At 57.6% G+C, this 24,487-nt stretch carries 20 protein-coding genes; 19 read left to right on the top strand and 1 reads right to left on the bottom strand.

The window, feature by feature from the left end:
- Nucleotides 1-40: 40 nt before the first annotated feature.
- From leuB to Q672_RS31875, 18 genes are all read left to right on the top strand, one after another.
- On the top strand, nucleotides 41-1,117 hold the full coding sequence (gene leuB / locus Q672_RS31960) for a 3-isopropylmalate dehydrogenase (protein ID WP_022986606.1): 1,077 nt from the start codon (nucleotides 41-43) through the stop codon (nucleotides 1,115-1,117).
- A gap of 68 nt (nucleotides 1,118-1,185) precedes the next feature.
- Nucleotides 1,186-2,298: an aspartate-semialdehyde dehydrogenase gene (asd, locus tag Q672_RS31955; RefSeq protein WP_022986605.1), complete on the top strand. Its 1,113-nt coding sequence runs from the start codon at nucleotides 1,186-1,188 to the stop codon at nucleotides 2,296-2,298.
- 12 nt (nucleotides 2,299-2,310) lie between these two features.
- Entirely contained in the window at nucleotides 2,311-3,327 is a 1,017-nt protein-coding gene (locus tag Q672_RS31950; RefSeq protein WP_022986604.1) for an aspartate-semialdehyde dehydrogenase, read from the top strand.
- A gap of 164 nt (nucleotides 3,328-3,491) precedes the next feature.
- Nucleotides 3,492-6,647 carry a FimV/HubP family polar landmark protein gene (locus Q672_RS31945; RefSeq protein ID WP_022986603.1) on the top strand — a complete coding sequence of 1,052 codons (3,156 nt, stop codon included), beginning with the start codon at nucleotides 3,492-3,494 and terminating at the stop codon, nucleotides 6,645-6,647.
- A gap of 104 nt (nucleotides 6,648-6,751) precedes the next feature.
- Nucleotides 6,752-7,558 carry a tRNA pseudouridine(38-40) synthase TruA gene (gene truA, locus Q672_RS31940; RefSeq protein WP_022986602.1) on the top strand — a complete coding sequence of 269 codons (807 nt, stop codon included), beginning with the start codon at nucleotides 6,752-6,754 and terminating at the stop codon, nucleotides 7,556-7,558.
- 49 nt (nucleotides 7,559-7,607) lie between these two features.
- Nucleotides 7,608-8,264 (top strand): phosphoribosylanthranilate isomerase, encoded by a 657-nt coding sequence (locus tag Q672_RS31935; protein ID WP_022986601.1) that lies wholly within the window; start codon nucleotides 7,608-7,610, stop codon nucleotides 8,262-8,264.
- Nucleotides 8,257-9,468, top strand: coding sequence for a tryptophan synthase subunit beta (gene trpB, locus Q672_RS31930; protein WP_022986600.1), 1,212 nt, complete (start codon nucleotides 8,257-8,259; stop codon nucleotides 9,466-9,468). Before Q672_RS31935 ends, trpB begins: the two co-directional genes overlap by 8 nt.
- Before the next feature lie 13 nt (nucleotides 9,469-9,481).
- Nucleotides 9,482-10,285 carry a tryptophan synthase subunit alpha gene (gene trpA / locus Q672_RS31925; RefSeq protein WP_022986599.1) on the top strand — a complete coding sequence of 268 codons (804 nt, stop codon included), beginning with the start codon at nucleotides 9,482-9,484 and terminating at the stop codon, nucleotides 10,283-10,285.
- A 10-nt stretch (nucleotides 10,286-10,295) separates the two neighbouring features.
- Nucleotides 10,296-11,174 carry an acetyl-CoA carboxylase, carboxyltransferase subunit beta gene (gene accD / locus Q672_RS31920; RefSeq protein ID WP_022986598.1) on the top strand — a complete coding sequence of 293 codons (879 nt, stop codon included), beginning with the start codon at nucleotides 10,296-10,298 and terminating at the stop codon, nucleotides 11,172-11,174.
- Nucleotides 11,167-12,447 carry a bifunctional folylpolyglutamate synthase/dihydrofolate synthase gene (locus tag Q672_RS31915; protein ID WP_022986597.1) on the top strand — a complete coding sequence of 427 codons (1,281 nt, stop codon included), beginning with the start codon at nucleotides 11,167-11,169 and terminating at the stop codon, nucleotides 12,445-12,447. The genes accD and Q672_RS31915 overlap by 8 nt, the downstream gene beginning before the upstream one ends.
- Nucleotides 12,448-12,450: 3 nt before the next feature.
- A complete protein-coding gene (locus Q672_RS31910) occupies nucleotides 12,451-13,089 on the top strand; it encodes an SPOR domain-containing protein (RefSeq protein ID WP_022986596.1) in 639 nt (212 codons plus the stop codon).
- A 152-nt stretch (nucleotides 13,090-13,241) separates the two neighbouring features.
- Nucleotides 13,242-13,733 carry a CvpA family protein gene (locus Q672_RS31905; protein WP_022986595.1) on the top strand — a complete coding sequence of 164 codons (492 nt, stop codon included), beginning with the start codon at nucleotides 13,242-13,244 and terminating at the stop codon, nucleotides 13,731-13,733.
- A gap of 51 nt (nucleotides 13,734-13,784) precedes the next feature.
- Nucleotides 13,785-15,308 (top strand): amidophosphoribosyltransferase, encoded by a 1,524-nt coding sequence (gene purF, locus Q672_RS31900; RefSeq protein ID WP_022986594.1) that lies wholly within the window; start codon nucleotides 13,785-13,787, stop codon nucleotides 15,306-15,308.
- Between the two features lie 40 nt (nucleotides 15,309-15,348).
- Complete coding sequence (locus Q672_RS31895; RefSeq protein WP_022986593.1) at nucleotides 15,349-16,557, top strand: O-succinylhomoserine sulfhydrylase; 1,209 nt, start codon at nucleotides 15,349-15,351, stop codon at nucleotides 16,555-16,557.
- A gap of 49 nt (nucleotides 16,558-16,606) precedes the next feature.
- Nucleotides 16,607-17,518 (top strand): AAA family ATPase, encoded by a 912-nt coding sequence (locus Q672_RS31890; protein ID WP_022986592.1) that lies wholly within the window; start codon nucleotides 16,607-16,609, stop codon nucleotides 17,516-17,518.
- A gap of 12 nt (nucleotides 17,519-17,530) precedes the next feature.
- Complete coding sequence (locus Q672_RS31885; RefSeq protein WP_022986591.1) at nucleotides 17,531-18,490, top strand: DUF58 domain-containing protein; 960 nt, start codon at nucleotides 17,531-17,533, stop codon at nucleotides 18,488-18,490.
- Nucleotides 18,490-20,526 carry a transglutaminase family protein gene (locus Q672_RS31880; RefSeq protein WP_022986590.1) on the top strand — a complete coding sequence of 679 codons (2,037 nt, stop codon included), beginning with the start codon at nucleotides 18,490-18,492 and terminating at the stop codon, nucleotides 20,524-20,526. Before Q672_RS31885 ends, Q672_RS31880 begins: the two co-directional genes overlap by 1 nt.
- A gap of 65 nt (nucleotides 20,527-20,591) precedes the next feature.
- Nucleotides 20,592-21,326 carry a TenA family transcriptional regulator gene (locus Q672_RS31875; RefSeq protein WP_022986589.1) on the top strand — a complete coding sequence of 245 codons (735 nt, stop codon included), beginning with the start codon at nucleotides 20,592-20,594 and terminating at the stop codon, nucleotides 21,324-21,326.
- On the opposite strand, the gene Q672_RS31870 is transcribed toward Q672_RS31875, so the two are convergent.
- Nucleotides 21,327-21,893, bottom strand: a complete 567-nt coding sequence (locus tag Q672_RS31870; protein WP_022986588.1) for a hypothetical protein — start codon at nucleotides 21,891-21,893, stop codon at nucleotides 21,327-21,329.
- Nucleotides 21,894-22,031: 138 nt separating this feature from the next.
- Here Q672_RS31870 and hrpB point away from each other — a divergent pair, with 138 nt between their 5' ends.
- Nucleotides 22,032-24,473: an ATP-dependent helicase HrpB gene (gene hrpB / locus Q672_RS31865; protein ID WP_022986587.1), complete on the top strand. Its 2,442-nt coding sequence runs from the start codon at nucleotides 22,032-22,034 to the stop codon at nucleotides 24,471-24,473.
- The last annotated feature ends 14 nt before the right edge of the window (nucleotides 24,474-24,487 follow it).

The raw sequence follows: 24,487 nt of genomic DNA, 5'->3' as shown, positions 1-24,487 counted from the left end.
ATGCCTGTAAGGGCAGAGCAGTAGAAACAGGAAGCAGTGAATGAGCAAGGTACTGGTGTTGCCCGGTGACGGAATCGGCCCGGAAATCGTTAATGAAGCGGTAAAGGTGCTGAACGTTGCAACCGAAAAATTCGGCCTCAATATCGAGTTGGATGAGGCTCTGGTGGGCGGCGCGGCAGTGGATGCTGAAGGTGACCCGCTGCCGGAAGGTACTCTGGCCAAGGCGCGTGCCGCGGATGCGATTCTGTTTGGTTCTATTGGTGGCCCCAAGTGGGATGCGATTGAGCGGGACAAGCGTCCGGAGCGCGGCCTGCTGCGTCTGCGTTCTTCGTTGGGGTTATTTGCCAACCTGCGCCCGGCGATTCTGTTTCCGCAGCTGGCGGATGCCTCAAGCCTGAAACCGGAAGTGGTTTCCGGCCTGGATATCCTGATTGTGCGAGAGTTGACCGGCGGTATCTATTTCGGTCAGCCCCGCGGCATCAAGGAAGAGAATGGCGAGCGTGTGGGTTTCAATACCTACGTGTACTCCGAATCCGAGATGCGCCGTATCGCCAAAGTGGCTTTCGAGCTGGCCATGAAGCGCGACAAGCGTGTGCTGTCGGTCGACAAGGCCAACGTGTTGGAAGTGACCGAGCTATGGAAAGAAGTGGTCACGGAAGAAGCCAAGAATTATCCCGAAATCGAGTTGTCGCACATGTATGTGGACAACGCGGCCATGCAGTTGGTGCGTGCGCCGAAACAGTTTGATGTGATTGTCACCGGCAACTTGTTTGGTGACATTCTCTCTGATGAAGCCGCCATGCTCACCGGCTCCATTGGAATGTTGCCCTCTGCGTCCCTGGATGAAAACCGCAAGGGTCTGTATGAACCCTGTCATGGCTCGGCACCGGATATTGCCGGCCAGGGCATTGCCAACCCGCTGGCGACCATTATGTCGCTTGCCATGCTGTTGCGTTACAGCCTGGAGCGCGGTGATGTGGCTGATGCCATCGAAGCGGCAGTGGAATCGGTCCTGGATAAAGGACTGCGTACAGCGGACATCTACACGGATGGCACTCGCAAAGTGAGCACCGAAGAAATGGGTAGCGCCGTGGCCGAGGCTCTGGCCAGCGCGTAACAGCCGTGAGGCTGAAACCTGTTTATTCATTTAAAGAAAGGGCAAACCTTTCAGGAGACAAGTTTCCAATGAAGAAAGTCGGTTTTGTCGGCTGGCGTGGCATGGTGGGTTCCGTATTGATGGAGCGCATGATTGCCGAAAATGATTTTGCAGATATCGAACCGGTCTTTTTCTCGACCTCCCAGGTCGGACAGGCTGGCCCGGATGTGGGTAAGGACATTCCTGCGTTGGGCGATGCCAAGAGCATTGATGAACTCAAAGGTCTCGATGTGATCGTGACCTGTCAGGGTGGTGATTACACCAATGACGTGTATCCAAGGCTGCGCGAAGCAGGTTGGAAGGGCTACTGGATTGATGCTGCCTCCGCTTTGCGGATGGCGGACAACAGCGTAATTGTGCTGGATCCGGTTAACCGCAGCGTGATTGATCAGGCGCTGGATAACGGTGTTAAGGACTATGTGGGTGGTAACTGCACCGTCAGCCTGATGCTGATGGCGCTGGGTGGCCTGTTCAATGAGGGGCTGGTGGAGTGGGCCAGTTCCCAGACGTATCAGGCGGCATCTGGCGCCGGTGCCCAGAACATGCGTGAGCTGATCGCACAGATGGGCAAGATCCACGGAGATGTGTCAGATCGTCTGGCGGATCCTGCCAGCGCGATTCTGGATATTGATCGCCAGGTGGCGGCCACCATGCGCAGCAATGACTTGCCTGCAACCCATTTTGGGCATGCTCTTGCCGGCTCCCTGTTGCCCTGGATCGACAAGGAAATGGAAAACGGGCAGAGCAAGGAAGAGTGGAAGGCCCAGGCAGAGACCAACAAGATTCTTGGTCGTTCTGCTAATCCTATTGCTCTGGATGGCACCTGCGTTCGTATCGGCGCCATGCGTTGTCATGCCCAGGCGTTGACTGTAAAGCTGACTCGGGATGTGCCTCTGGATGAAGTTAACGACATCATTGCACGCTCCAATGATTGGGTGAAAGTTGTGCCCAACAACAAGGAAGAGACTCTGCGTGACCTGACGCCGACAGCGGTAACCGGGACACTGGGGATTCCTGTTGGCCGTCTGCGTAAACTCAACATGGGCAACGATTTTCTCAATGCCTTTACCGTCGGTGACCAGCTGTTGTGGGGGGCTGCCGAGCCTCTGCGTCGCATGCTGCGTATCCTGATGGAGCGTTAAGGAAGTAACACAATGGATAGGTCTGTAAACCTGGCCATCGTCGGTGCCACCGGCCTGGTCGGAGAGGCCATTGTCAAACTGCTCGCCGACCGGAAATTTCCGGTCGGCGAGCTTTTTGTTTTGGCGTCAGAAAATGGTGCGGGGGCGAAGGTCGCCTTCGGGGGCAAGAACCTGACGGTGGGGCTTGCCGAGTCGTTCGATTTCACTCAGGTAGAAGTCGCGATTTTTGCGGCAGGTGCGGCAGCGAGCCAGGCGTTGGCTGAAAAGGCTGCCGACAGTGGCGCGGTGGTGGTGGATCTCTCACCCGCCTATCGTTATGAGCCCGATGTGCCGTTGCTGGTGTCCGGGGTTAACGATGAGCTGCTGGCCGGGGCTCGGGAACGGAATCTGGTGGCCTGTGCGGATGCGGCGACAGTGCAGCTGACCCGATCACTGATTCCCTTGCTGGAACTGGGTCCGATCGCCGATGTGACAGTCACCCAGCTGCAGGCGGCGTCTGCTACTGGCAAGGCGGGTGTGGATCAGTTGGCCCAGCAGAGCGTTCGACTGCTTAATGGTCTGGCTCCCAGTGAAGCCGCCCAGGCGCAGATCGCCTTCAATGTACTGCCTGTCAGTGGCCAGCTTCAGGAAAACGGCTATACCAGCGAAGAGCTGAAGTTGATGCTGGAAACGCGCAGGATTCTGGGAGAGCGAGTGGGTGCGGTGACCGCTACGGTGGTGCGTGTCCCCGCTTTTTATGGCCACGCGCAAAGTGTGACGGTGCGTAGCATTCAGGGCGTCTCTGCCGGCCAGGCTCTGGCTCTTTGGGAAAGTCAGGAAGGGCTGGAAGCCGTCGACTCAGAGGATGCCCAGACTCTATCGCCGGTGGCGTCAGCGGAAGGGGAGCCCTGCATGCGCATCTCCCGTGTACGTGAAGATATGGAAGCTTCTGGTTACCTGAGCTATTTTACGGTCGCTGACAATGTTCGCTGGGGGGCAGCCCTGAATGCGGTAGAGGTAGTCGAGAAGTTGATAAAAGACTATCTGTAATGGATACTTACTGACATTATGTGACGCGGTTTCTAGGTTTTGACCTCAAGCTGGGGCAGAATGTGTGAACAGTGTCATAGGACTGCTTGCCGCCTCGGGTACGTCCGGTAGCGCCTGCGGGATCGGGCTGAGCGCGGGAAACATAATAAATAAAGGGTTCGACCATGCTTCGAAAACTTGGGTTAGGCTTCACCGCACTGGCGCTCATGACGCCGGGTATCGCGGCAGCATTAGGGGTTGGGGAATACGAACTGAATTCCTACCTGAATCAGCCACTGGACATGGAAGTGTCTCTCCATGAGGTGGGTGATCTGACGGCTGAGGAAATTCTGGTCAATCTGGCACCCCAGACAGAGTTCGATGCTGCCGGGGTCGACCGAACCTATTTCCTCAACCGGCTCGAATTCGCAGTAGAAGTGACCAGCAAGGATAAGGCTGTTCTGCATATCACTACGGATCAGCCGGTTCGCGAACCCTATTTGAACTTTCTGGTCGAATTCCTCTGGCCTACTGGTCGTTTGATGCGTGAATACACCGTGCTGCTGGACCCGCCCAGCTTCGCGGAAACCACGACCACTACTGCGCCGGTGATTACACGTGCTCCGCAGCCTGTAAGTCGTACCCCGGCGCCTAGCCCGGCACCGGCACCGGCTAGCCGTGCCCCTGCACCCGCCAGCGCTCCGGTGGCCTTGTCTCCGACTTCCCCGCCGGCCGCCAGCGGCCCGCGTAAGACCTATACGGTCAAGTCTTCTGACACCATGTGGCAGATTGCGCTGAATAATCGTCCTGCCAACAGTGTGTCTGTCCAGCAAATGCTGGTGGCCATTCAGGAAATGAATCCTGATGCCTTCATTAATAACAACGTTAACCTGGTACGTGAGGGGACCGTGCTGCGGATTCCCAGCGAACAGGAAGTACGTAACATTTCCACTCGCTCTGCCTTGGCAGAAGTGGCTGACCAGAACCGCAAATGGCGCGATATGCTTGAAGAGCGTGGTGTGCAGGTTCCCCAACAGCGGGCTCAGCTTGATGGTAGTCGACAGGTTGCTGATGCTGACGACAGTACCGATGGGCCCCAAAAAGGGCAGGTGAAACTGGTCGCCCCGGAATCTGCTGCAGGCGTGGGTGACGGCGACAGCACAGGTTCCTCTGAGCAGGGTAATGCCAATACAGCGGTGTTGGAAAATGAGCTGGCTATCCGCGATGAGACTCTCGATCAGCTGGATCGCGAAAATGCCGAATTGAAGTCCCGATTGAATGACCTTCAGGAACAGAACACCACGAGTGAACAACTTCTGAAGCTGCGTAACGACCAGATTTCCCAGCTTCAGGAAGAGCTTCGCAAGCTGCGAGAAGCCCAGGGTATCGAGAGTGGCGATGATGATCCGCTGCTGACAGAGCCGGCTCAGACAGCTGAGGCTGTTGAAGAACCAGAAGAGATTGCCTCCGAGCCTGAGGCCGAGAGCGACGAGGCTGCCGCATCTTCCGGCGCCGACGATCTGGGTGAAGAGATGACAGAGGATGCTGGCGACGCTGAAGACGCCGTATCTTCAACTGAGGCGGTGGCTGAGGCGCAGGAAAAAACCCAGGACAGTGATAAGACGGCAGGGCAGCAGTCCGCCAGTGAGCCTGCTGTCACCAAGGCGCCCGAGGTGGTTAAGCCCAAGCCAGCCGCACCTGCTAAGCCGCCTGTTGCAGCCCAGTCCGGTATTGTCGACCTGCTGATGGACAACCTGATTTATATCGCACTGGGATTGGTTGCAGTGTTGGCGGTCATCTTCTTGTTGCTGAGAGGCAAGAAGAAAGAAGAGGACGAAACCGCGTTCTTCGATGAAGCCGACAGCAACGAAGATCAGGATGAATTCGGTCTGCAGCTGGATGATGAGCCAGGTTCACCTGCTGCTGAGACAGCGGTTGAAGCTGACGGCGCGGACGAGGCTCTAGCTGCCGCTGCCGGAAGCCAGGATCCGATGGAAGACGTCGACGTCTATGTTGCTTATGGTCGCTACCCGCAAGCCGTCGACTTCCTGCGTAACGAGATCAACAAGCACCCCCAGCGCGATGACCTGAAAATCCGCCTGCTGGAATTGCTCAAGGAAATGAATGACGAGGCCGGCTTCCAGCAGCAGGCTACCGCCTTTAGTGGTGTGTCTGGTGATGTAGATGCCGCCATTAGCCGTCTGGGAGGTGACGTGTCTGCCGTGGCAGCGGATACGGAGGAAGAGTTGTCTCTGGATGACCTGGAAATGGGGCTGTCCTCAGATCTGGACGAGCCGGAAATTCCCACCATGGAAGCGGACACCGATGAGGTCCCCACCATGGAGCCTGAACAGAACAAGGCTGAGGTTGCCGCAGCAGAGGATGAGCTGGCTGACTTTGACTTCGAGCTGGATGACAGCGCTGCTGGCAGTGATGACCAGACTCTGATTCTGGATGAAGCCACTGAAAATGCTGGTGATGATTTTACCCTGACGTTGGATGAGCCAGAAGCGGAACAGCCCTCGCAGCCTGAACTCAGTGAGGCTGACAAGCAGTCACTGTCAGCCTCTCCGCTGCTGGATCTGGATGATGTGGGCAGTGCCTCTTTTGAGGGTGATGATGACACCCAGTATGGTGACCTGTCTCTCGATGACATGAGCAGCGAGTTCACTGAAGTGAGCGAAGAGCCAGCCAAAGACGAAGAGCTGGACCTGTCTCTGGATGACCTGGAGCTGGATGGCGATGACGCTGGTGACAGCAAGGTTGAGCAAGAAGACACCCTTGCCGATCTGGACCTGGAACTGGACGAAGCCGAGAAAGCGCTGGACGCAGACGCATCAGTGGACCTGGACGATATTACCGCTCTGGATTTTGACGCTGCCGAGCTGGAATCGCCTGCCGCTGAGGTGGCCGGGCTTGCCACAGACGAGGACGAACTGTCCCTCGAAGACCTGGTAGCCGACGACAGTGATGACGTGCTTAACATCGAGTCGGGCGAAAATGCACCCACCGACACGCTGGATGTGCATCTGGATGATGCGTCCTCTCTGGACGAAGTGTCTTTCGAGGCTGAGCCTGAAGTTCCTGTCAATGCGCCGGAACCGGTTGCTGAAGCGCCGGCTGCAGATGTTGCGGGCAGCGACGATGACATGCTCAGTGACGAAGATGACTTCGATTTTCTGGGTGAGACTGACGAGAACGCTACCAAGCTCGATCTGGCCAAGGCCTACATCGACATGGGAGACTCTGAGGGTGCCAAGGATATCCTTAACGAAGTGATTGCCGAGGGAAATGATCAGCAACAGGCGGAAGCCCGTGAGTTGATGTCCCAGGTCGGTTAATCTTCACGACCCGGCTGGGAAAAAAGGGGGCGATGCCTTAAGGTATCGCCCCCTTTGTTTTGGTCCGTGGTGTTGATCACTGATCATACCGAATAGAGAGAGTCATGGCCCGTATCGCGCTGGGTATCGAGTACGACGGAACCGATTTTCGGGGTTGGCAGACCCAGCAAGCCGGTGTACGCACGGTGCAAGAATGCCTTGAAAAGGCGATCTCAAAAGTGGCCAATCATCCGGTTGCTGTGGTCTGTGCCGGGCGCACTGACGCCGGTGTGCATGGCACAGGGCAAGTTGTGCACTTTGACTCGGATGCCCCGCGAGACATGAAAAGCTGGATCATGGGGGTGAACACGAATCTTCCTTATGATGTCTCGGTGCGCTGGGCGACATCAGTCAGCGACCAGTTTCACGCCCGCTTTTCTGCGGTCAGTCGTCGCTACCGTTACGTGATTTACAACAATGGTCGACCTCCCGCTCTGTATCGCAATCAGGTGACCTGGAATCACCGGCCTTTGGACGTGCAGCGCATGCGCGAAGCGGCATGCCTTCTGGAAGGGACTCACGATTTTACGTCCTACCGCAGCGTTCACTGTCAGGCGAAATCGCCAGTCAAGACACTGCACAGCCTGAGGCTGTACGAGCACGGCAAAGTATTGATTCTGGAAGCTCACGCTAACGCGTTCTTGATGCACATGGTGCGTAATATATCCGGTGTGCTGATGACCGTTGGGGCAGGCAAGCAGGTGCCAGGCTGGGCAGCAGAGGTGCTCGAGGCCCGTGATCGGCGAGTCGGGGCTGCCACTGCGCCGCCTTATGGGCTGTATCTGGTGGATATCGAATACCCGCCGGAATTCGCACTGCCCAAGGAGCCGCTGGGCCCGCTATGGCTGCCTCACCAACTGGGTGAGTCTTGAGGCATAATAGCCCCCCGGATTCTCCGCCATCTGTTAAACTGGAGCACCCATGACCATTCCCCGGGTCAAAATTTGCGGTATTACCCGAATTGAAGACGCCCTTGCTGCTGCGAGAGCAGGGGCGGACGCTATCGGTCTGGTGTTTTATGAGCCCAGCCCCCGTTACGTGTCAGTGACGCGCGCTGCGGCTATCTGTGCTGCCTTGCCGCCGTTCGTGACCACGGTGGGCTTGTTTGTGAATGCCCCTGAGCAACAGGTGCAGGATGTGCTGAGTACTGTCCCTCTGGATCTGCTTCAGTTCCACGGTGATGAGACGCCGGTGTATTGCAGCCAGTTCGCGCGTCCGTGGATCAAGGCGGTTCGCATGAAGGATGATGTGGATCTCCATGCCTGTGCCGGCCAATACCATGAGGCCGCAGGTTTGCTGGTGGATAGTTATGTCGCTGGTGTACCGGGAGGAACCGGGGAAACCTTTAACTGGGACAGATTGCCCGGCAATTTGTCCCTGCCGTTGGTGCTGGCTGGTGGCTTGCACCCGGGCAACGTGGCCGACGCCGTGACACAGGTGAGGCCCTGGGCTGTGGATGTAAGCGGCGGCGTTGAACTGTTGACGGTTCAGGGTCGACGCCAGGGCGGCATCAAGGATGCCGCTGCTGTCCGAGCCTTTATCAATAGTGTCAAAACACGAGGAGTAGCTGGTGTCTGAACGCCCTGATTTTTCTGCTTTTCCTGACGCAAGTGGCCATTTCGGTCCCTATGGCGGCTGCTTTGTCTCCGAGACCCTGATGGGGGCTCTGGACGAACTGAAGGCCATGTATGAGCGTCTCAAGGATGATCCGCAATTCCGTGCGGATTTCGACTATGACCTGGCCCATTACGTGGGCCGTCCGTCTCCGTTGTACCTGGCAGAGCGATGGTCAAAGCAAGTGGGTGGCGCAAACATCTGGCTCAAGCGTGAAGACCTGAACCACACTGGCGCTCACAAGGTAAACAACACCATCGGCCAGGCACTGTTGGCCAAACATATGGGGAAACCGCGGGTAATCGCCGAGACCGGGGCAGGGCAGCACGGTGTTGCTACCGCTACGGTTGCCGCACGCCTTGGCCTCAAGTGCCAGGTGTACATGGGGGCAGAGGATGTTCAGCGTCAGAAGCTCAACGTGTACCGCATGAAATTGCTCGGTGCGGAAGTCATTCCTGTAACGTCAGGCTCCAAAACCCTGAAAGACGCCATGAATGAAGCCATGCGTGACTGGGTCACCAATGTGGATGATACCTTTTACATTATCGGTACGGTGGCGGGACCCCATCCTTACCCGCAGTTGGTCCGTGACTTTCAGTGCATCATTGGTCGTGAAGCTCGAGAGCAGAGCCTCAAGCAGGCCGGTAAGTTGCCGGACGCACTAGTGGCGTGTGTTGGGGGTGGTTCCAATGCGATTGGGTTGTTCCACCCGTTTCTCAATGATGATGGCGTGGCCATGTACGGCGTGGAAGCCGCGGGCGATGGTATCGATACGGGGCGTCATGCGGCACCACTGTCAGCAGGTCGCCCCGGCGTACTGCATGGCAACCGCACCTACCTGATGGAAGATGACAACGGCCAGATCATTGAAACCCATTCTGTCTCTGCGGGGCTGGATTACCCTGGTGTCGGACCGGAGCACTCCTGGTTGAAAGATGTCGGTCGGGTACAGTATGTGGCGGCGGATGATCAGGAAGCCTTGTCGGCGTTCCGTGAACTGGCCCGGGTAGAGGGCATCATGCCGGCGCTGGAATCGTCCCACGCGCTGGCCTACGCCAAGAAGCTGGCGGCTACCATGAGCCCGGACCAGAACATCGTGGTCAACCTGTCCGGCCGTGGGGACAAGGATATCCTGACCGTCGCTGACATTGACGGTATCGAGTTTTAAGGAGTTATCGTTAATGCGTCGTATTGAACGTTGTTTTGAGCGTCTGGCCAGTGAGAACCGCAAGGCCCTGATTCCCTTCGTCACTGCGGGCGATCCGCAAAAAGAGGTTACCGTGCCGCTGATGCACGATATGGTCAAAGCGGGTGCCGATATCATCGAACTGGGCGTGCCGTTTTCTGATCCAATGGCAGATGGTCCGGTAATTCAATTGGCTTGCGAGCGTGCCCTGGCCCACAACACCTCTACACGCGACATTCTGGATATGGTGAAAGCCTTCCGTCAGACAGACAGCGAAACCCCGGTGGTATTGATGGGCTACCTGAATCCTGTCGAGGTGATGGGCTATGAGGCGTTTGCCCGTGCCGCTGCGGACGCAGGTGTGGATGGTGTCTTGCTGGTTGATTTGCCTCCGGAGGAAGCTCTGGAGGTCAAGCCGGTTATGGATGCCAACGGCCTGGATATCATTTTTCTGGTCGCGCCGACGACATCGGATGCCCGCATCAAACTGATTGGCGAGGCCGGTTCCGGGTATTTGTATTATGTCTCTCTCAAAGGGGTGACGGGCTCTGCTGCCCTGAATGTAGACGAAGTGGCGAGCCGGGTTGAAACAATTCGCAATCTTGCCAAATTGCCCATTGGGGTTGGCTTTGGTATCAAGGACGCAGAATCGGCGCAGGCTGTGAGTCGTGTGGCCGACGGTGTCGTGGTGGGCAGTGCTCTGGTGAACCAGATTGACAAGTTCCAGAAGGAGCCTGCAGCCATCAGCGGCGCCATCGGTGACATTCTGTCAGCCATGCGCACCGCCATGGACACGTAAGGACCTTTGCATGAGCAGCAGTAACTGGCTGGAAAAAATCCTACCCGCAGTACGGCGCCCCCAGGAAAGCCGTCGGACCAATATACCCGAAGGGCTGTGGCGCAAGTGTCCGCGTTGCGATGGAGTCGTTTACCGGCCAGAGCTGGATCGCAACATGGACGTGTGTCCAAAGTGCGAGCATCATCTTCGCATCGGAGCACGCAAGCGCCTCAAGCTGTTTCTTGATGAGGGTACCTTGACCGAAATCGGCGCCAGCCTCGCGCCGGTTGACCGTCTAAAGTTCAAAGACTCCAAGAAATACAAGGACCGGCTTGCTGCTGCCCAGAAGGACACAGACGAGAATGATGCCCTGGTGGCCATGAAAGGCTCCCTGCACGGAGAGCCAGTAGTGGCCTGTGCCTTCGAGTTCAGCTTTATGGGAGGCTCCATGGGCTCGGTGGTTGGTGAGCGTTTTGTGCGTGCCGTTAACGTGTGCCTGGAGCACAAGTTGCCTCTGATCTGCTTTGCGGCCAGCGGCGGCGCGCGGATGCAGGAAGCGTTGTTCTCGCTAATGCAGATGGCGAAAACCTCTGCGGCGCTGGAAAAAATGCGTCAGGCGGGGTTGCCCTTCATTTCCGTGATGACAGATCCTGTTTATGGCGGAGTTTCTGCCTCGCTGGCCATGCTGGGGGATGTGAATGTGGCCGAGCCCAATGCCTTGATTGGGTTTGCCGGTCCTCGGGTCATTGAACAGACTGTACGGCAGAAGCTCCCTGAAGGCTTCCAGCGCAGCGAGTTCCTCCTTGAGCATGGTGCCATCGACATGATCGTGAGTCGTCACGAAATGCGCGATACCCTGCACCGTCTTTTGGCCAACATGCTGGGTTGGCCTCTGGCCGTGAATGACTGACCCTTCTCACCCGGTGGCGCCGGCGTCTCCCGCCGCGGAGGCACTGGCCACCTGGTTGTCCCGTATTGAGGCGATGCACCCGGCTGACATTGAGCTGGGTCTGGGACGATTACTTGAGGTGGCGGCGCGTCTTCAGGTGGCTAGCCTGGCCATGCCGGTTATTACCGTAGCGGGCACCAATGGCAAGGGGTCGACCCTTCGCTTGATGACCGCTCTGGCCGAGCAATTGGGCCTCAAGGTGTGTCTTTATACCTCGCCACATATCCTGCATTTCAATGAACGGGTGCGCTTGCCTGACGGGCTGGCCAGCGATGCCCAGCTTTGTGCGGCCTTTGATCAGGTCGAGCTGGCACGACAAGGGCACGGCGACGAGCCGCCCGTGCCGCTCACCTATTTTGAATTCACGACCTTGGCCGCGCTGTGGTTGTTCCGCGATAGCGGGGCGGATCTGGTCTTGCTGGAGGTGGGCCTTGGCGGGCGGCTGGATGCAGTAAATATCGTCGACCCCGATGTGTCCGTGGTGACCTCGGTAGGCCTCGATCATCAGGATTGGCTGGGTGATACCCGTGAAGCCATTTGCGCCGAAAAATGTGGCATCGCCCGGTGCGGAACGCCTCTGGTATTTGGCGAGCAGGATTGGCCCGCTAATCTGACCGATTGTGTTGCGCAATACGGGGCCGAGGGGGTACTGGCCGGGCGAGATTTCGGCCCGCACGAGGGCCTGTTGCGGCTCTGCGATGGTCAGCGAATACCGCTACCCACGGAGGTAACCCTGGGAAGGGACAACCTGTGCACTGCGGTTCAAGCCATGACGCTGGCCGGTTTTTCCTTGCAGGCTCACCAGATTGCCGCAGTAGCGGGGGTGACGCTCATGGGGCGTTGCGAATACCGTCGTATTCAGGGCGCCGACTGCTGGTTTGATGTGGGGCACAACCTGCCTGCGGTGCAGCGGTTCCATGACCTGCTGGCGGATTGCCCGGGCCGCCGCCATCTGGTTTTCGGCATGATGGCCGATAAGCCCCGTGAAGCCGTTGCCGGTGTCTTTGCGGAGGATGCCCGTGCGATCTGGTATCTGGCCGCCCCTGCGATAGCCCGATCTGCTTCAACGGCGGCACTGCGTGCTGTGCTGCCTGCGGATGCCGTAGCGGCAGAATATGCTTGTGTGGCAGACGCGGTCCACGCAGCCCTGTCGGCTGCCATTCCCGGTGATCAAGTGGTAGTCTTCGGCTCGTTCCATACTGTTGCAGAAGCCTGGCAGGCTGTGGAGGAGTAGACGGTGGAAAAGCGCACGCGCCAGCGTATAACCGGGGTGGTATTGCTGCTGATTCTGGCAGCGGTCCTGTCGCCTCTGGTGTTCCGTTCGCCTGAACAAATTCGTACGGCACTGAATATGGAGATCCCACCCGCGCCGGATTACCAGGCGGTGGTGGTAGAGCCTGTTATTGAGGAAGCGGTAGAGGCGGCGGCTCGCGAGCGATTGGTGAGCGATCGTGAGGATGTCATTGCTGAGGCGGCAGAGCCGGTGGCCGAGCAGCTCGATCCGGAGCCTGAAGCAAGCGAAGAGGCGCAAGATGAGGCGCCAGAACGTGTGGAAACCGCGAAAAAGGATGGGCTTCGCACCCTGACTACCCCGCCGACGCCGGCTCGGCAGCCGGGGGATGATCCCATATTGGCAGGCTTCGTTGTCCAGGTCGGCAGTTATAGCCAGCAGGACAGTGCCACTGGGTTGGTGGAACGCCTTAAAAAAGCGGGCTATAGGGCTTATACCGAAAGCGATACCCAGAATGGCAAACTGCTGCATCGGGTCATGGTTGGTCCGGAAATTCGCAAGGAAGACGCTGAGCAGACCCGCCAGCGACTGGCCGATGATAGTCGATTCAATCTGAAGGGGCTGGTCCGTATCTATGCCCCCTGAACGGGTCAGCCCGGGTTCTGCTCATCGGCCATGCATCGCCGGCCGGGCTCTGGTAAACTTCGCCGTCTGAATTCTCTCCGGCAGCCAGTGCCCGCCAATGGGCCCGCTACCGTTCAATCCAGGCATTTACCGCAGGCGAGAGCACGCGTTTCATGAATTTGGCAGACGGCATCATTCTGGTCGTGATTGCGGTATCAGCACTGCTCAGCGTCCGCCGCGGCTTTACCCGCGAAGCCTTTTCATTGCTCACCTGGGTCGCCGCCTTTATTATCGCGCGCCTGTTCAGCCCTGCGCTGGAAATCGTGCTCCAGGAACAGATCAGCACCCCCAGCCTGCGTACCGCCGTTGCCTTCGGTACCCTGTTTGCCCTGACGCTTATTGTCGGGGCGCTGATCAATCACTTGCTCGGCGAACTGATTCGGGTAACTGGCCTCAGCAGTACCGACCGCCTTCTGGGCATGGTCTTTGGTGCGCTAAGAGGTGTCCTGTTGATGGTGGTACTGGTGGCGCTGGGTCGTCACCTGTTTGCTGCCGATAAATGGTGGCAGGACTCCACGCTGGTTCCCCATCTGGTCATGATGGAAACCTGGACCCGGGAAATGGGTGAGAATGTTCTCGCCTGGGTCATGAATACAAGTAGTTAAGGGGCCTCAGCATCCCCTTTAACGCGCCACGCCTGACGAGAGGAAAAAACCATGTGCGGCATTGTGGGCATTGTCGGCCATAGCTATGTGAATCAGGGCATTTATGATGCGCTGACCGTTCTGCAACATCGCGGGCAGGACGCGGCAGGTATCGTGACCTGTGACGGCGACCGGCTCTATCTGCGCAAGGATAACGGTATGGTGCGAGATGTGTTCCGCACCCGCCACATGCGTCGGTTGGTTGGCAACATGGGTATCGGTCATGTGCGTTACCCCACCGCCGGGAGTTCCAGTTCGGCGGAAGCGCAGCCTTTCTACGTTAACTCCCCCTACGGCATTACCCTGGCCCATAATGGCAATCTGACCAATGCGGAAGACCTGGCGGAGCACATCTTTCGTGCCGATCTGCGCCACATCAACACTACCTCAGATTCTGAGGTGCTGTTAAACGTCTTCGCCCACGAATTGCAGAGCCGTGGCAAGCTGCAGCCGGAGCCCAGCGATATTTTTGATGCAGTCGCCGCCGTTCACAAGCGTGTGGAAGGGGCCTATGCGGTGGTGGCCATGATCACTGGCTACGGCATTCTGGCGTTCCGTGATCCCCACGGTATTCGTCCGCTCTGCTTCGGGCGCAAGGACACTCCCCAAGGCCCGGAATACATGGTGGCATCCGAGTCGGTGGCGCTGTCTTCTTTGGGCTTCCATCTGGTGCGTGATCTGGCGCCTGGCGAGGCGATCTACATCACTGCAGAGGGCGAGATGCATACCCGCCAGTGCGCCGAGTCACCCAGTCTGCACCCGTGTATTTTCGAGCAGGTGTATCTGGCGCGTCCGGATTCCATCATCGACGGTATTTCTGTTTACAAGGCTCGCCTGCGCATGGGCGAGAAGCTGGCAGAGAAGGTGGAGCGTGAGTGGCCGGACCACGATATTGATGTGGTGATTCCGATTCCGGACACCAGCCGCACCTCGGCCCTGCAGCTGGCCAACCATCTGGGGGTGAAGTACCGTGAAGGCTTTATCAAGAACCGCTATATCGGCCGCACGTTCATCATGCCGGGCCAGCAGCAGCGCAAGAAATCCGTGCGCCAGAAACTGAACGCCATCGAGCTGGAATTTCAGGGCAAGAATGTGTTGCTGGTGGATGATTCCATTGTCCGTGGCACGACCTGTAATGAAATTATCCAGATGGCCCGCGAAGCGGGTGCGAAGAACGTGTACTTTGCGTCTGCTGCGCCCGCGGTGCAGTACCCCAATGTATACGGCATTGATATGCCCGCAGCCCAGGAACTGATTGCCCACGGGCGCACGACCGAAGAAATTTGCGAGCTGATCGGTGCCGACCGGTTGATCTATCAGGACCTGAATGATCTGGTGGAAACCTGCCGCGAGGGTAACCCGGATGTGGCATCGTTTGATTGTTCCGTATTCAATGGTGAGTACTTGGCGGGCAACATTACCGCAGACTATTTGAGTATGCTTGAAGCGCGTCGCAACGATTTGGCCAAGGGCAAGAGTGAAAAAAGTCAGGCTCTTGCGGATAATGAAATTATCGACCTGCACAATACCAACTGAGCCGACTCAAGAGGCTCACTACGCACTGGCGAGGCTGTGAATGAACGATCTGGATCCGAGTGAATTTGATGTCGATACCCTGGCTATCCGCTCTGCGCAGCTGCGCACGGATGAGATGGCCCACTCGGATCCGATTTTTCTGACGTCCAGTTTCGTCTATGAAAGTGCGGCCCAGGCGGCGGCGCGCTTTGGTGGCCAGGAACCAGGCAATATTTATTCCAGGTTTACCAATCCCACAGTGCGTGCCTTTGAACAGCGCCTTGCCGCGCTGGAAGGCGGAGAGGCCTGTGTGGCGTTTGCTTCTGGCATGGCCGCCATTAGCGGTACCTTTTTTTCCTTGTTGGCCCCGGGCGATCATGTGGTGAGTTCCCGGAGTGTGTTTGGCACGACCAATGTGGTCTTCGACCGTTACCTGAAAAAGTTCGGCATCGAAACCACCATGGTCGACCTGACTGACCTTGCCGACTGGGAAGCGGCCATTCGGCCGGAAACCAAACTTCTGTTCCTTGAGACACCGTCCAACCCGCTGTCAGAAGTGGGCGATATTCGGGCACTGGCGAAGCTTGCCCATGACAATGGGGCGCTGCTGGTCGTGGATAACTGTTTCTGTACTCCGGCGTTGCAAAAGCCGTTGGACATGGGGGCTGACATTATCATTCACAGTGCCACCAAGTATCTGGACGGGCAGGGCCGTTGTCTGGGGGGCGCCGTCGTCGGAGCCAAGCCTCAAATGGATGAGGTGTTGGGTTTTGTCCGCTCAGCCGGGGCGTGCATGAGCCCGTTCAATGCCTGGGTCTTCCTGAAAGGGTTGGAGACATTGAGTCTGCGCATGAGCGCCCAGAGTGCCCGGACCCTGGAATTGGCCCAGTGGCTGGAAACCCAGCCGGGCATTGCCCGGGTGCATTACGCGGGCCTGCCGAACCACCCCCAGCATGCATTGGCTGCAAAACAGCAGTCTGCGTTTGGTGCGGTGATGTCCATCGAAGTGGAAGACGCTGCGGGTAACCGTGATCGTCAGGCAGCCTGGCGTTTTATTGATGCCACTCGGCTGATTTCCATCACCGCCAATCTGGGGGATGTTAAAACGACAGTCACGCACCCGGCCACAACAACCCATGGCCGGGTCAGCGAGGAAGAGAAACAGCGCGCCGGAGTCACGGAGAACCTGATCCGTCTGGCGATTGGTCTGGAGTCCGTCGCGGATCTCAAGGCCGACCTGTCTCGCGGGCTGAAAGCGCTGGCCGTATAACCCGGCCTTGCCGTCAATCCTCGCTAACAACACGACAATAAGGGGATTCATGCAGGCTCTGACAAAAGCCCTGGCCCAGGTAGGGCAGGTGGTATTGGGCAAGGAAGAACAGCTTAAACTGGCGCTGACCTGCCTGATGGCCAATGGCCACCTGTTGATAGAAGACCTGCCTGGCATGGGCAAGACGACATTGGCTCATGCCCTGGCGCGCGTGTTCCAACTGGATTACCGGCGTGTCCAGTTCACCAGTGACATGTTGCCGGCGGACATTTTGGGGGTTTCCGTTTTCGACCCCAAGTCGCAGGACTTCTCTCTCCGTGAAGGACCAGTTTTCACCCAGCTGCTACTGGCCGACGAGATCAATCGCGCGACGCCCAAAACCCAGGGGGCACTGCTGGAAGCCATGGAAGAGCGGCAGGTGACCCTTGACGGCGTCAGCCGTAAATTGCCTGAGCCTTTTTTTGTGGTAGCGACCCAGAACCCGGTGGATCAGGCTGGCACCTTTGTGCTTCCCGAGTCGCAGCTCGACCGCTTTCTGATGCGTATTTCACTCGGCTATCCCGCACCAGAGGTTGAGAGAAACCTGCTGGCAGGGGGCGATTTGCGAAGCCAGGTACGCAATCTGAAAGCGGTGATCAGCAGCGAAGGGTTGATCAAGTTGACTCGGATGGTTGACAAAGTGCGTGCCACCGACGAATTGATTGATTATGTGCAACGATTGTTGGATGCGACTCGCAGTGACGACCGCTTTGTCGCGGGTCTGTCGCCCCGTGCCGGTTTGGGGCTGCTCAAGGCCGCCCGGGCCTGGGCGTTGATCGGTGGACGTGATTATGTCGTTCCTGAAGACGTACAGGCGGTGTGGTCGGCCGTTGCCGAGCACCGATTGGCGGCTCGTCAAGGTGGCAGCGTGGCAGCAATGACCCAATCCCTGCTGCAGTCCGTTCCGGTGGTACGGCGATAAGCGAGGCCTTTCATGCGCCTTCCGGCTCCACTGCACGATCTCTACGAACGTTGGTTGTCACGACGACTGCCACGCTCCGGCCGGGTTGTGCTTAATCAAAAGCGCATTTTCATTTTTCCTACCGGCTATGGTTTCTTTTATTTGTTGGTTGCCAGTCTGTTGTTCATTGGCGGTATCAACTATGAAAACAACCTGATTCTTGCCTTGTCTTTTTTGCTGGCGAGCCTGTTCCTTGTCGCTATCTTGCATACCTACCGCAACCTTTCCGGTCTGGGGATTCGTAACGGCGATAGTGAATCCGGATTCAGCGGTGCCAGTGGTGCATTGGAGGTCATCCTCTTCCCGGAGCGCCGTGATCATCTCTGTTTATGGTTGTACTGGCAGGGGCAAGCTGCCCAGCAGGTCAGTGTGACCGGGGGGGAGGAGAGTAGCCTGTGGCTGAATATCCGGTTAAACCAGCGGGGCAGGATTCTGGCCCCGCGACTGAAGGTGGAAAGTCGTTTTCCACTGGGACTGTTACGAACCTGGTCTTATGTTTCGCTGGATCACTATTGTCTGGCCTGGCCGACGCCACAAGAGTGGCCGCAGTGTCCGGCCGATGGTGGCGATGACCATAGCCAGCAGGTACCCACCGGTCGCGCGGGCAACGATGAGTTTCAGGGACTTCGTGAATATTCCCCCGGAGACTCCCTGCGGCGTATCGACTGGAAAGGTTATGCCGCAGGCAAGGGCCTGAATACCAAGTTATTCGAGGAGCCTGCCGGCGGAAGGTTGTGGTTGCGCTGGGACAGACTGGAGGGAATGGGTGATGAACAGCGTCTGTCGATCCTGTGTCACTGGGTTTTGACGCTGGACCAGCAGCAGTTGCCCTATGGGCTTGTGTTGCCCGGGATGACATTGGCACCAGACATGGGCGACGTTCACCGCTGGCGCGCTCTTGATGCCCTGGCCTGCTATCCGGAGTTCGACTGATGCGTGTCTACCAGGTGCCGGTACACACCCGATTATGGCTGGCCACGGCGCTGATTACGTGCTCTTTACCTCAACTGTTGCTCGGGCCCGTCTGGCAGTCGCTGTTGCTGGGTGTGGTGGTAGCGATTCGCTGGCTGGTGGACCACCAACGTATGCGCTTGCCAGGCCGCATCATCCGGGGGGGGCTTTTGGTGGCGGCAGTGGGCATGACCTGGTACAGCTTTGGGCGCATCTACGGGCCTGAAGCCGGAGTGGCATTACTTGTCAGCCTTTTTTCCCTGAAGTATCTGGAAATGGTGCGTCAGCGAGATGCCTATGTGGTCATCGTGCTTGGCTACTTTGTTTGTGCCACTGCGCTACTGTTTGAGCGTGGACCCGGTATGTTCCTGTTTGTCCTGCTCAGCATGTTACTGCTGACAGCCGCTTTGGTGGGGATTAATCACAGTGAGACCAAGGCCAGGGCATCGAGCCACATCAAAACCGGTAGTGTGTTGTTCCTGCAGGCAGTTCCGGTAACGGTGGTGCTGTTTGTGCTGGTTCCTCGAGTGGCGCCTCTATGGAACATGCAACTTGATAGTGGCAAGGCTCGCACAGGCATGACCGATAGTATTTCGCCTGGCGATATCAGTGAGTTGTCGGAATCCTCTGAGTTGGCTTTTCGTGTGGCTTTCGAGGGGGCGTTGCCTCCCGCGGCAGAACGCTACTGGCGCGGTCTGACACTAAGTCATTTTGATGGTCGCACCTGGCAGCAGGCGATACCGCGCGGGGGGGCTGTCGACAGTTATCTTTACAATGGAAGGGGGGCGCCGCCTGACTGGTACCAACAGCTGCAGGCTCAGGGAAAACCTCAGTCAGGCTATTCCTATCAACTGATCATGGAACCCACCCAGCGTCGCTGGTTATTTGCCATGGCGGTGCCGATGCTGGAAGAAGGAGAGGCCTCGCTGGCCAGAGATATGCGTCTGGTTGCGCGGGCACCGGTTACGCAAAGGACACGCTATTCCATCACCAGCTTTCCCGATTTGCGGCCGGCGATTGTGCTGGACGTGCTTGAGCGAGAACTCATGTTGAGTTTGCCTGGTGACAGTTTTGGCCGGCGGGCCAGGACGTTGGCAGATCAGTGGCGGCGGGACAGTCGTACCGACAATGAAATTGTCTCTCGCGCTTTGCGGCATTTTCGCGAGCAGCCTTTTCATTACACCTTGAAACCCCCTCCGCTTACCACGGACCCTATTGATGAGTTCCTGTTTCGTACCCAGCGGGGGTTCTGCGAGCATTATGCTTCCAGTTTCACGTTCCTCATGCGAGCGGCCGGTGTGCCTGCACGGGTAGTGGTGGGATATCAAGGGGGGGAGCAGAATACACTCGGTTCGCATCTGCTGGTTCGGCAATATGATGCCCATGCCTGGACAGAGGTGTGGTTGCAGGGACAGGGCTGGGTCCGCGTTGATCCCACTGGTGCCGTGGCGCCTGACCGGATAGCGTTGGGCTTGCGAGCGTCCCTGCGGGGTGATGAGGAGGCACAGGATACACTGGAAGGCCTGGATAGCTTCGCCTCGGGTGGGCTGCTTGGGCGGCTACAGCAGTGGACTGACTATGTGGATTTCCGCTGGCAAACTTGGGTTCTGGGTTACGACAATGCCTCCCAGCTTCAGCTGTTACGTCATTGGCTCGGTGAAGCCAGTCCTCTGAGAATCGCCGCCAGTCTGGTCGCCGCTATTAGCGTGCTATTGACGCTCTATATGCTGATTTTGTTGCGACAAGCCGGCACTCGACGACAGACTGTGCTGGAGCGGGAGTTCTGGCGCGTACACCAACGGGTTGAGCAACAGGTTGGCCACCCTCTGGCTCAGGGGCTGAGTCCGCAAGCACTAGCCCGGGTGATTGATCTCAAATGGCCCAAGGCCGGGCCCTTGGCCCACCAATGGGCCGTTTACTATCAGCAATTGCTTTACAATCCTGGCTTTGGTGCAGGGAAAGCCCAAATCCGTCATTTACGTCGTCTGCGAAATCGCTTATACAAATTATTGGACTAGTGTGCCTCTTTCGATGCATGGTGGTGCACGGATAAAAATAAACCGTTGTTATGGAGAACAACTGCATGCGAGCCGCGAACTACAAGAAAGCGCTGGAGCTTACAGCGCACTCGCCTTGGGCCCAGCAATTCTGGGACGATCTGGTACCGCTCAAGGATCGGGTGGTCAGGCACCCGCTGTTTGAGGAGATGGCGGCAGGTTCACTGTCCCTGCCACGTTTCCGCTCGGCATTGTTGAATTTCTATCCGTTGGTGGAAAACTTTCCCAAATACATGGGCCTGAATCTGGCGAAGACCAGGCCGGGGCGCCATGCAGGCCATGAGGAAGCCAAGAACTGGCTGATTGGTAATATCAAGATTGAGCAGCGCCATGCCTACTGGTACCAGGATTGGGCTATGGGCTTCGGGATCACCTTGCGTGACCTGGAATTTGTCGAGCCACCTGCAGCCATGGATGCGGTGAATCACTTTCTGTGGAACATGGGGCATCAAGGCACTCTGGAAGAAGGGATTGCCTCAACCAATCTTGCCATTGAATGGGCGACCGGCGAGTGGAGTCAAAGCGTGGTCAAGGGCATGAAGGCCTATCAGGAAAATGGTGTGGCAACGATCAATCGCCACTCCATGGCCTGGCTGAGGGCTCACGCGTCCTATGATGACGATCACCCCCATGAAGCCATGGAGCTGATCAAGCTGGTTTGTGTGGATGAGGCCCAGAAAGAAAGAGCTTTTGCGGCGGCCAGCAGAGGGCTGGAGTATTACATCCAGGCCCTCGATTATTGCTACGATCAGACGAACTGATTACATATAGACTTTCAGTTTGTCCCGGATGACCTTCTGAATTGCCTTGATCTCCATGGGGGACCGGTCCACCAACTTGGATGGCTGGATGCGGTGAAGGTGCAGGCAGGGAAAATCCTTGCGAAATGCCCGCAGGTCCCCCTTGGTGATCACAGGCAGGAAGGGTACGTCCCGGGTTTCTTTTTTCATCAGCGCCCACAGCCCTACCTTTAACGGGACAGGTTTGATGATGCGTTTTCCGTATTTGAGCAGTCGCAGGGTGAGAAACAGCCCTTCTTTTCCAAATAGGTCACCGGGAACGATATACATGCCGCTAGCGTGGACACTATCGTCCACAATGCCATTAAAGGTGTCGTGATAGGCATACGGGTTTGGCAGGATGATTAGTGAGCGCTCATCGTTGTCCGGGAGCGATATATCGTAGTTAGTATAAAGTTGTTCCACCGGTGCACTGAATACGCACAGCGTGTCCTGAAACTGTTTGATAAAATTGACCGCCCGCTGGTGGTTGTCAAAATCATTCAGTTTCCAGATTAGATGCTCAGGTATCCCCAAATCGCTCAGCATAAATCGCTATTTCTATTCGTTATAAATTATTACTACTAAGCCAAATATAGCATAGCCTCAGTTGACGGCCAGAGACATGAGGCAGAAAAATGATGACTAGTGACTGCGATCACGCCAAAAAGGCAATGGATGTATTGAATGCCCTCCAATTTTCCCGTCGATGATGTCATTTCGCAATTAATTCAAGCACTTGACGAGTACGGTCGTGCCATTCTGGAGGCCCCGACCGGAGCGGGGAAATCCACCCGTGTGCCGCTGGCGTTGCTCAAGACAGGCTGGAGCAGCCGGGGAAAAATCCTGATGTTGGAGCCGCGCAGGGTCGCCGCACGATCGGTGGCCACGTTCATGGCCTCTCAGCTTGGGGAGCAACCAGGAGGGCGTGTGGGTTACCGGACTCGCTCGGATTCCCGTACTGGGCCCGATACGCTTATCGAAGTGATCACTGAGGGCATTCTTACCCGGATGCTACTGACCGACCCGGAGCTCAAGGGGGTCAGCATGGTTGTGTTTGACGAATTCCATGAGCGGTCCCTGCAAGCGGATTTGGGCCTTGCCCTGGTGCGGGAAGTCCGTGAGGTCTTCCGGCCCGATCTGGGGCTGCTGGTGATGTCGGCCACCCTCGACAGCGAATCTTTGCAAACCTGGCTTGATGCGCCGGTTATTCGTAGTGAGGGGAAACGTTTTCAGGTTGATGTCCGTTATGCCGCAGTGCCAGGCAGAACAGACTGGAGAACGCATTGTCTTCGCGAAGTAGTGACTGTGGCTCATTGCACTGGTGTGATGCTGGTGTTCTTGCCCGGTCAGGCAGACATCCAGTGGCTGGCAGGTCAGCTTCGCGAAAGTGGACTGGCAGAGCGGGTTCGTATGCTTCATGGCAGTTTGCCTCTCTCGGAACAACAGGCTGTGCTTGATGAGGCTCGCGCGGGTGTCCAAATGATTATTCTGGCCACCAACGTGGCGGAAACCAGTCTGACCATCGATGGGGTCACTCACGTGGTGGATAGCGGGTTTATCCGTGAGCCCCTGTATGATCCTGCCAGACACCGCTCGAGGCTTGTCACACGACGGGTCAGTGAGTCCAGTGCCCGGCAGCGAGCGGGACGCGCTGGCCGGCGCGGCCCCGGGCACTGCATACGGCTTTGGGCCGAGTCGGAGGTGCTCGCCCGTTATACCGCGCCCGAAATTCATCGTGTTGGCCTCGACGGACTGGTCCTTGATCTTGCACGCTGGGGGTGTAGCCAACCTGATGGAATGGAGTGGCTGGATCCTCCGCCTGGAGGTGCCTGGCGTAGTGCGGTGGACCGGTTGACCTCCGCCGGGGTACTGGACCGACAGGGCGCTTTGACGCCGCTCGGGCAAGCGGTGTCATCGGTGGCAACGGAGCCGGCGCTGGCCATTCTGGTGATTGCCGGCAGAGAGATCGGTCTGGTTGAGACGGCATCACGGCTGGCCGCCTTACTCTCTGATCGCGATCCCTTTCAGGGGCTGGGTGTGGACGTGCGCGACCGCCTGCAGGCCCTGGAACAGCGTCCCCAACAATATGGAAGCCTGCTGGCCGAAGCCCGCAGACTTGCCGGCGGCAAACATCGTGATGAAAGCGATTGGCGGCAAGGGCTAGGCGCATTACTGGCCTGTACCTTCCCGCAACAGGTGGCAAGGCAAAGGCCCGGGCGAGACGGGGTGTATCAGATGGTGGATGGCCCCGGTGTCCGTTTACCGGAACGGGATCGATTGCTTGGCCACGAGTGGTTAGTGGTGCTCGACACCGACGGGCAGCCACGGGATGCCCGGTTGAGGTTGGTCATGCCGTTGGATGAGCGAGCCGTGACTGCGGTGCTGGACAAGCACGCTCGCTGGCGCAAACGTGCCGGTTGGGATAGTGAGCGTGGCCGGGTGACCGGGCGTCGTGAGCAGGTGCTGGGCAATCTGGTGATTGAAGCGCATCCCCTTGCCGAGGTGTCTGCAGAGCAATGTGTCGAAGGGCTGCTTCAGGGGGTTCGTGAAGCCGGATTAGACAACGCCTTGCCCTGGGTTGAAGAGGCGCGCCAGTGGCAGGCCAGGGTTGCGAGAATGGCGTCACTGGAATCGGGTTGGCCGGCAGTGGACGACTCGACGCTGGAGGCAACCCTTGAGCAGTGGCTGGCGCCCTTTATGGCCGGCATGCGACGACTGGACGATCTACGCAAGCTGCCACTGCAGCATGCACTGGATGTGATGTTGACGTTGGAACAAAGACAGGCGCTGGACGCGCAGTTACCGGCCCGGGTGGCAATTCCCAGCGGGCGCAACGCCACGCTTGATTATCGTAGCGAATACGTAGTGCTTGCAGTGAAATTACAGGAATTGTTTGGGCTCGGAGCCTTGCCGACCCTTGCCAAAGGGCGTTTGATGATCACCGCACATTTGCTGACCCCCGCCGGACGGCCTGCTGCGATTACCAATAACCTTGAGCGCTTCTGGCGGGAAAATTACCCTGCCGTGCGCAAGGAGCTGCGTGGGCGATACCCCAAGCATCCCTGGCCTGAGGACCCGCTTGAGGCCACTGCGACGGCACTGACCAAGCGAAGGCTGGGGCAGTAATTTCCATGTCTTTG

Origin of the sequence: Alcanivorax sp. P2S70, from assembly GCF_000475295.1 — a bacterium.
GTDB lineage: Bacteria > Pseudomonadota > Gammaproteobacteria > Pseudomonadales > Alcanivoracaceae > Alcanivorax > Alcanivorax profundi.
Note: the sequence above shows the minus strand (reverse complement) of the source record. Positions and strands in the feature narration are given on the sequence as shown.

Bases quoted from the DNA above. Each gene is read 5' to 3' on its own strand.
- leuB (WP_022986606.1), top strand. From the start codon at position 41: ATGAGCAAGGTACTGGTGTTGCCCGGTGACGGAATCGGCCCGGAAATC.
- asd (WP_022986605.1), top strand. From the start codon at position 1,186: ATGAAGAAAGTCGGTTTTGTCGGCTGGCGTGGCATGGTGGGTTCCGTA.
- Q672_RS31950 (WP_022986604.1), top strand. From the start codon at position 2,311: ATGGATAGGTCTGTAAACCTGGCCATCGTCGGTGCCACCGGCCTGGTC.
- Q672_RS31945 (WP_022986603.1), top strand. From the start codon at position 3,492: ATGCTTCGAAAACTTGGGTTAGGCTTCACCGCACTGGCGCTCATGACG.
- truA (WP_022986602.1), top strand. From the start codon at position 6,752: ATGGCCCGTATCGCGCTGGGTATCGAGTACGACGGAACCGATTTTCGG.
- Q672_RS31935 (WP_022986601.1), top strand. From the start codon at position 7,608: ATGACCATTCCCCGGGTCAAAATTTGCGGTATTACCCGAATTGAAGAC.
- trpA (WP_022986599.1), top strand. From the start codon at position 9,482: ATGCGTCGTATTGAACGTTGTTTTGAGCGTCTGGCCAGTGAGAACCGC.
- accD (WP_022986598.1), top strand. From the start codon at position 10,296: ATGAGCAGCAGTAACTGGCTGGAAAAAATCCTACCCGCAGTACGGCGC.
- Q672_RS31915 (WP_022986597.1), top strand. From the start codon at position 11,167: ATGACTGACCCTTCTCACCCGGTGGCGCCGGCGTCTCCCGCCGCGGAG.
- Q672_RS31905 (WP_022986595.1), top strand. From the start codon at position 13,242: ATGAATTTGGCAGACGGCATCATTCTGGTCGTGATTGCGGTATCAGCA.
- purF (WP_022986594.1), top strand. From the start codon at position 13,785: ATGTGCGGCATTGTGGGCATTGTCGGCCATAGCTATGTGAATCAGGGC.
- Q672_RS31895 (WP_022986593.1), top strand. From the start codon at position 15,349: ATGAACGATCTGGATCCGAGTGAATTTGATGTCGATACCCTGGCTATC.
- Q672_RS31890 (WP_022986592.1), top strand. From the start codon at position 16,607: ATGCAGGCTCTGACAAAAGCCCTGGCCCAGGTAGGGCAGGTGGTATTG.
- Q672_RS31885 (WP_022986591.1), top strand. From the start codon at position 17,531: ATGCGCCTTCCGGCTCCACTGCACGATCTCTACGAACGTTGGTTGTCA.
- Q672_RS31880 (WP_022986590.1), top strand. From the start codon at position 18,490: ATGCGTGTCTACCAGGTGCCGGTACACACCCGATTATGGCTGGCCACG.
- Q672_RS31875 (WP_022986589.1), top strand. From the start codon at position 20,592: ATGCGAGCCGCGAACTACAAGAAAGCGCTGGAGCTTACAGCGCACTCG.
- Q672_RS31870 (WP_022986588.1), bottom strand. From the start codon at position 21,893: ATGCTGAGCGATTTGGGGATACCTGAGCATCTAATCTGGAAACTGAAT.
- hrpB (WP_022986587.1), top strand. From the start codon at position 22,032: ATGCCCTCCAATTTTCCCGTCGATGATGTCATTTCGCAATTAATTCAA.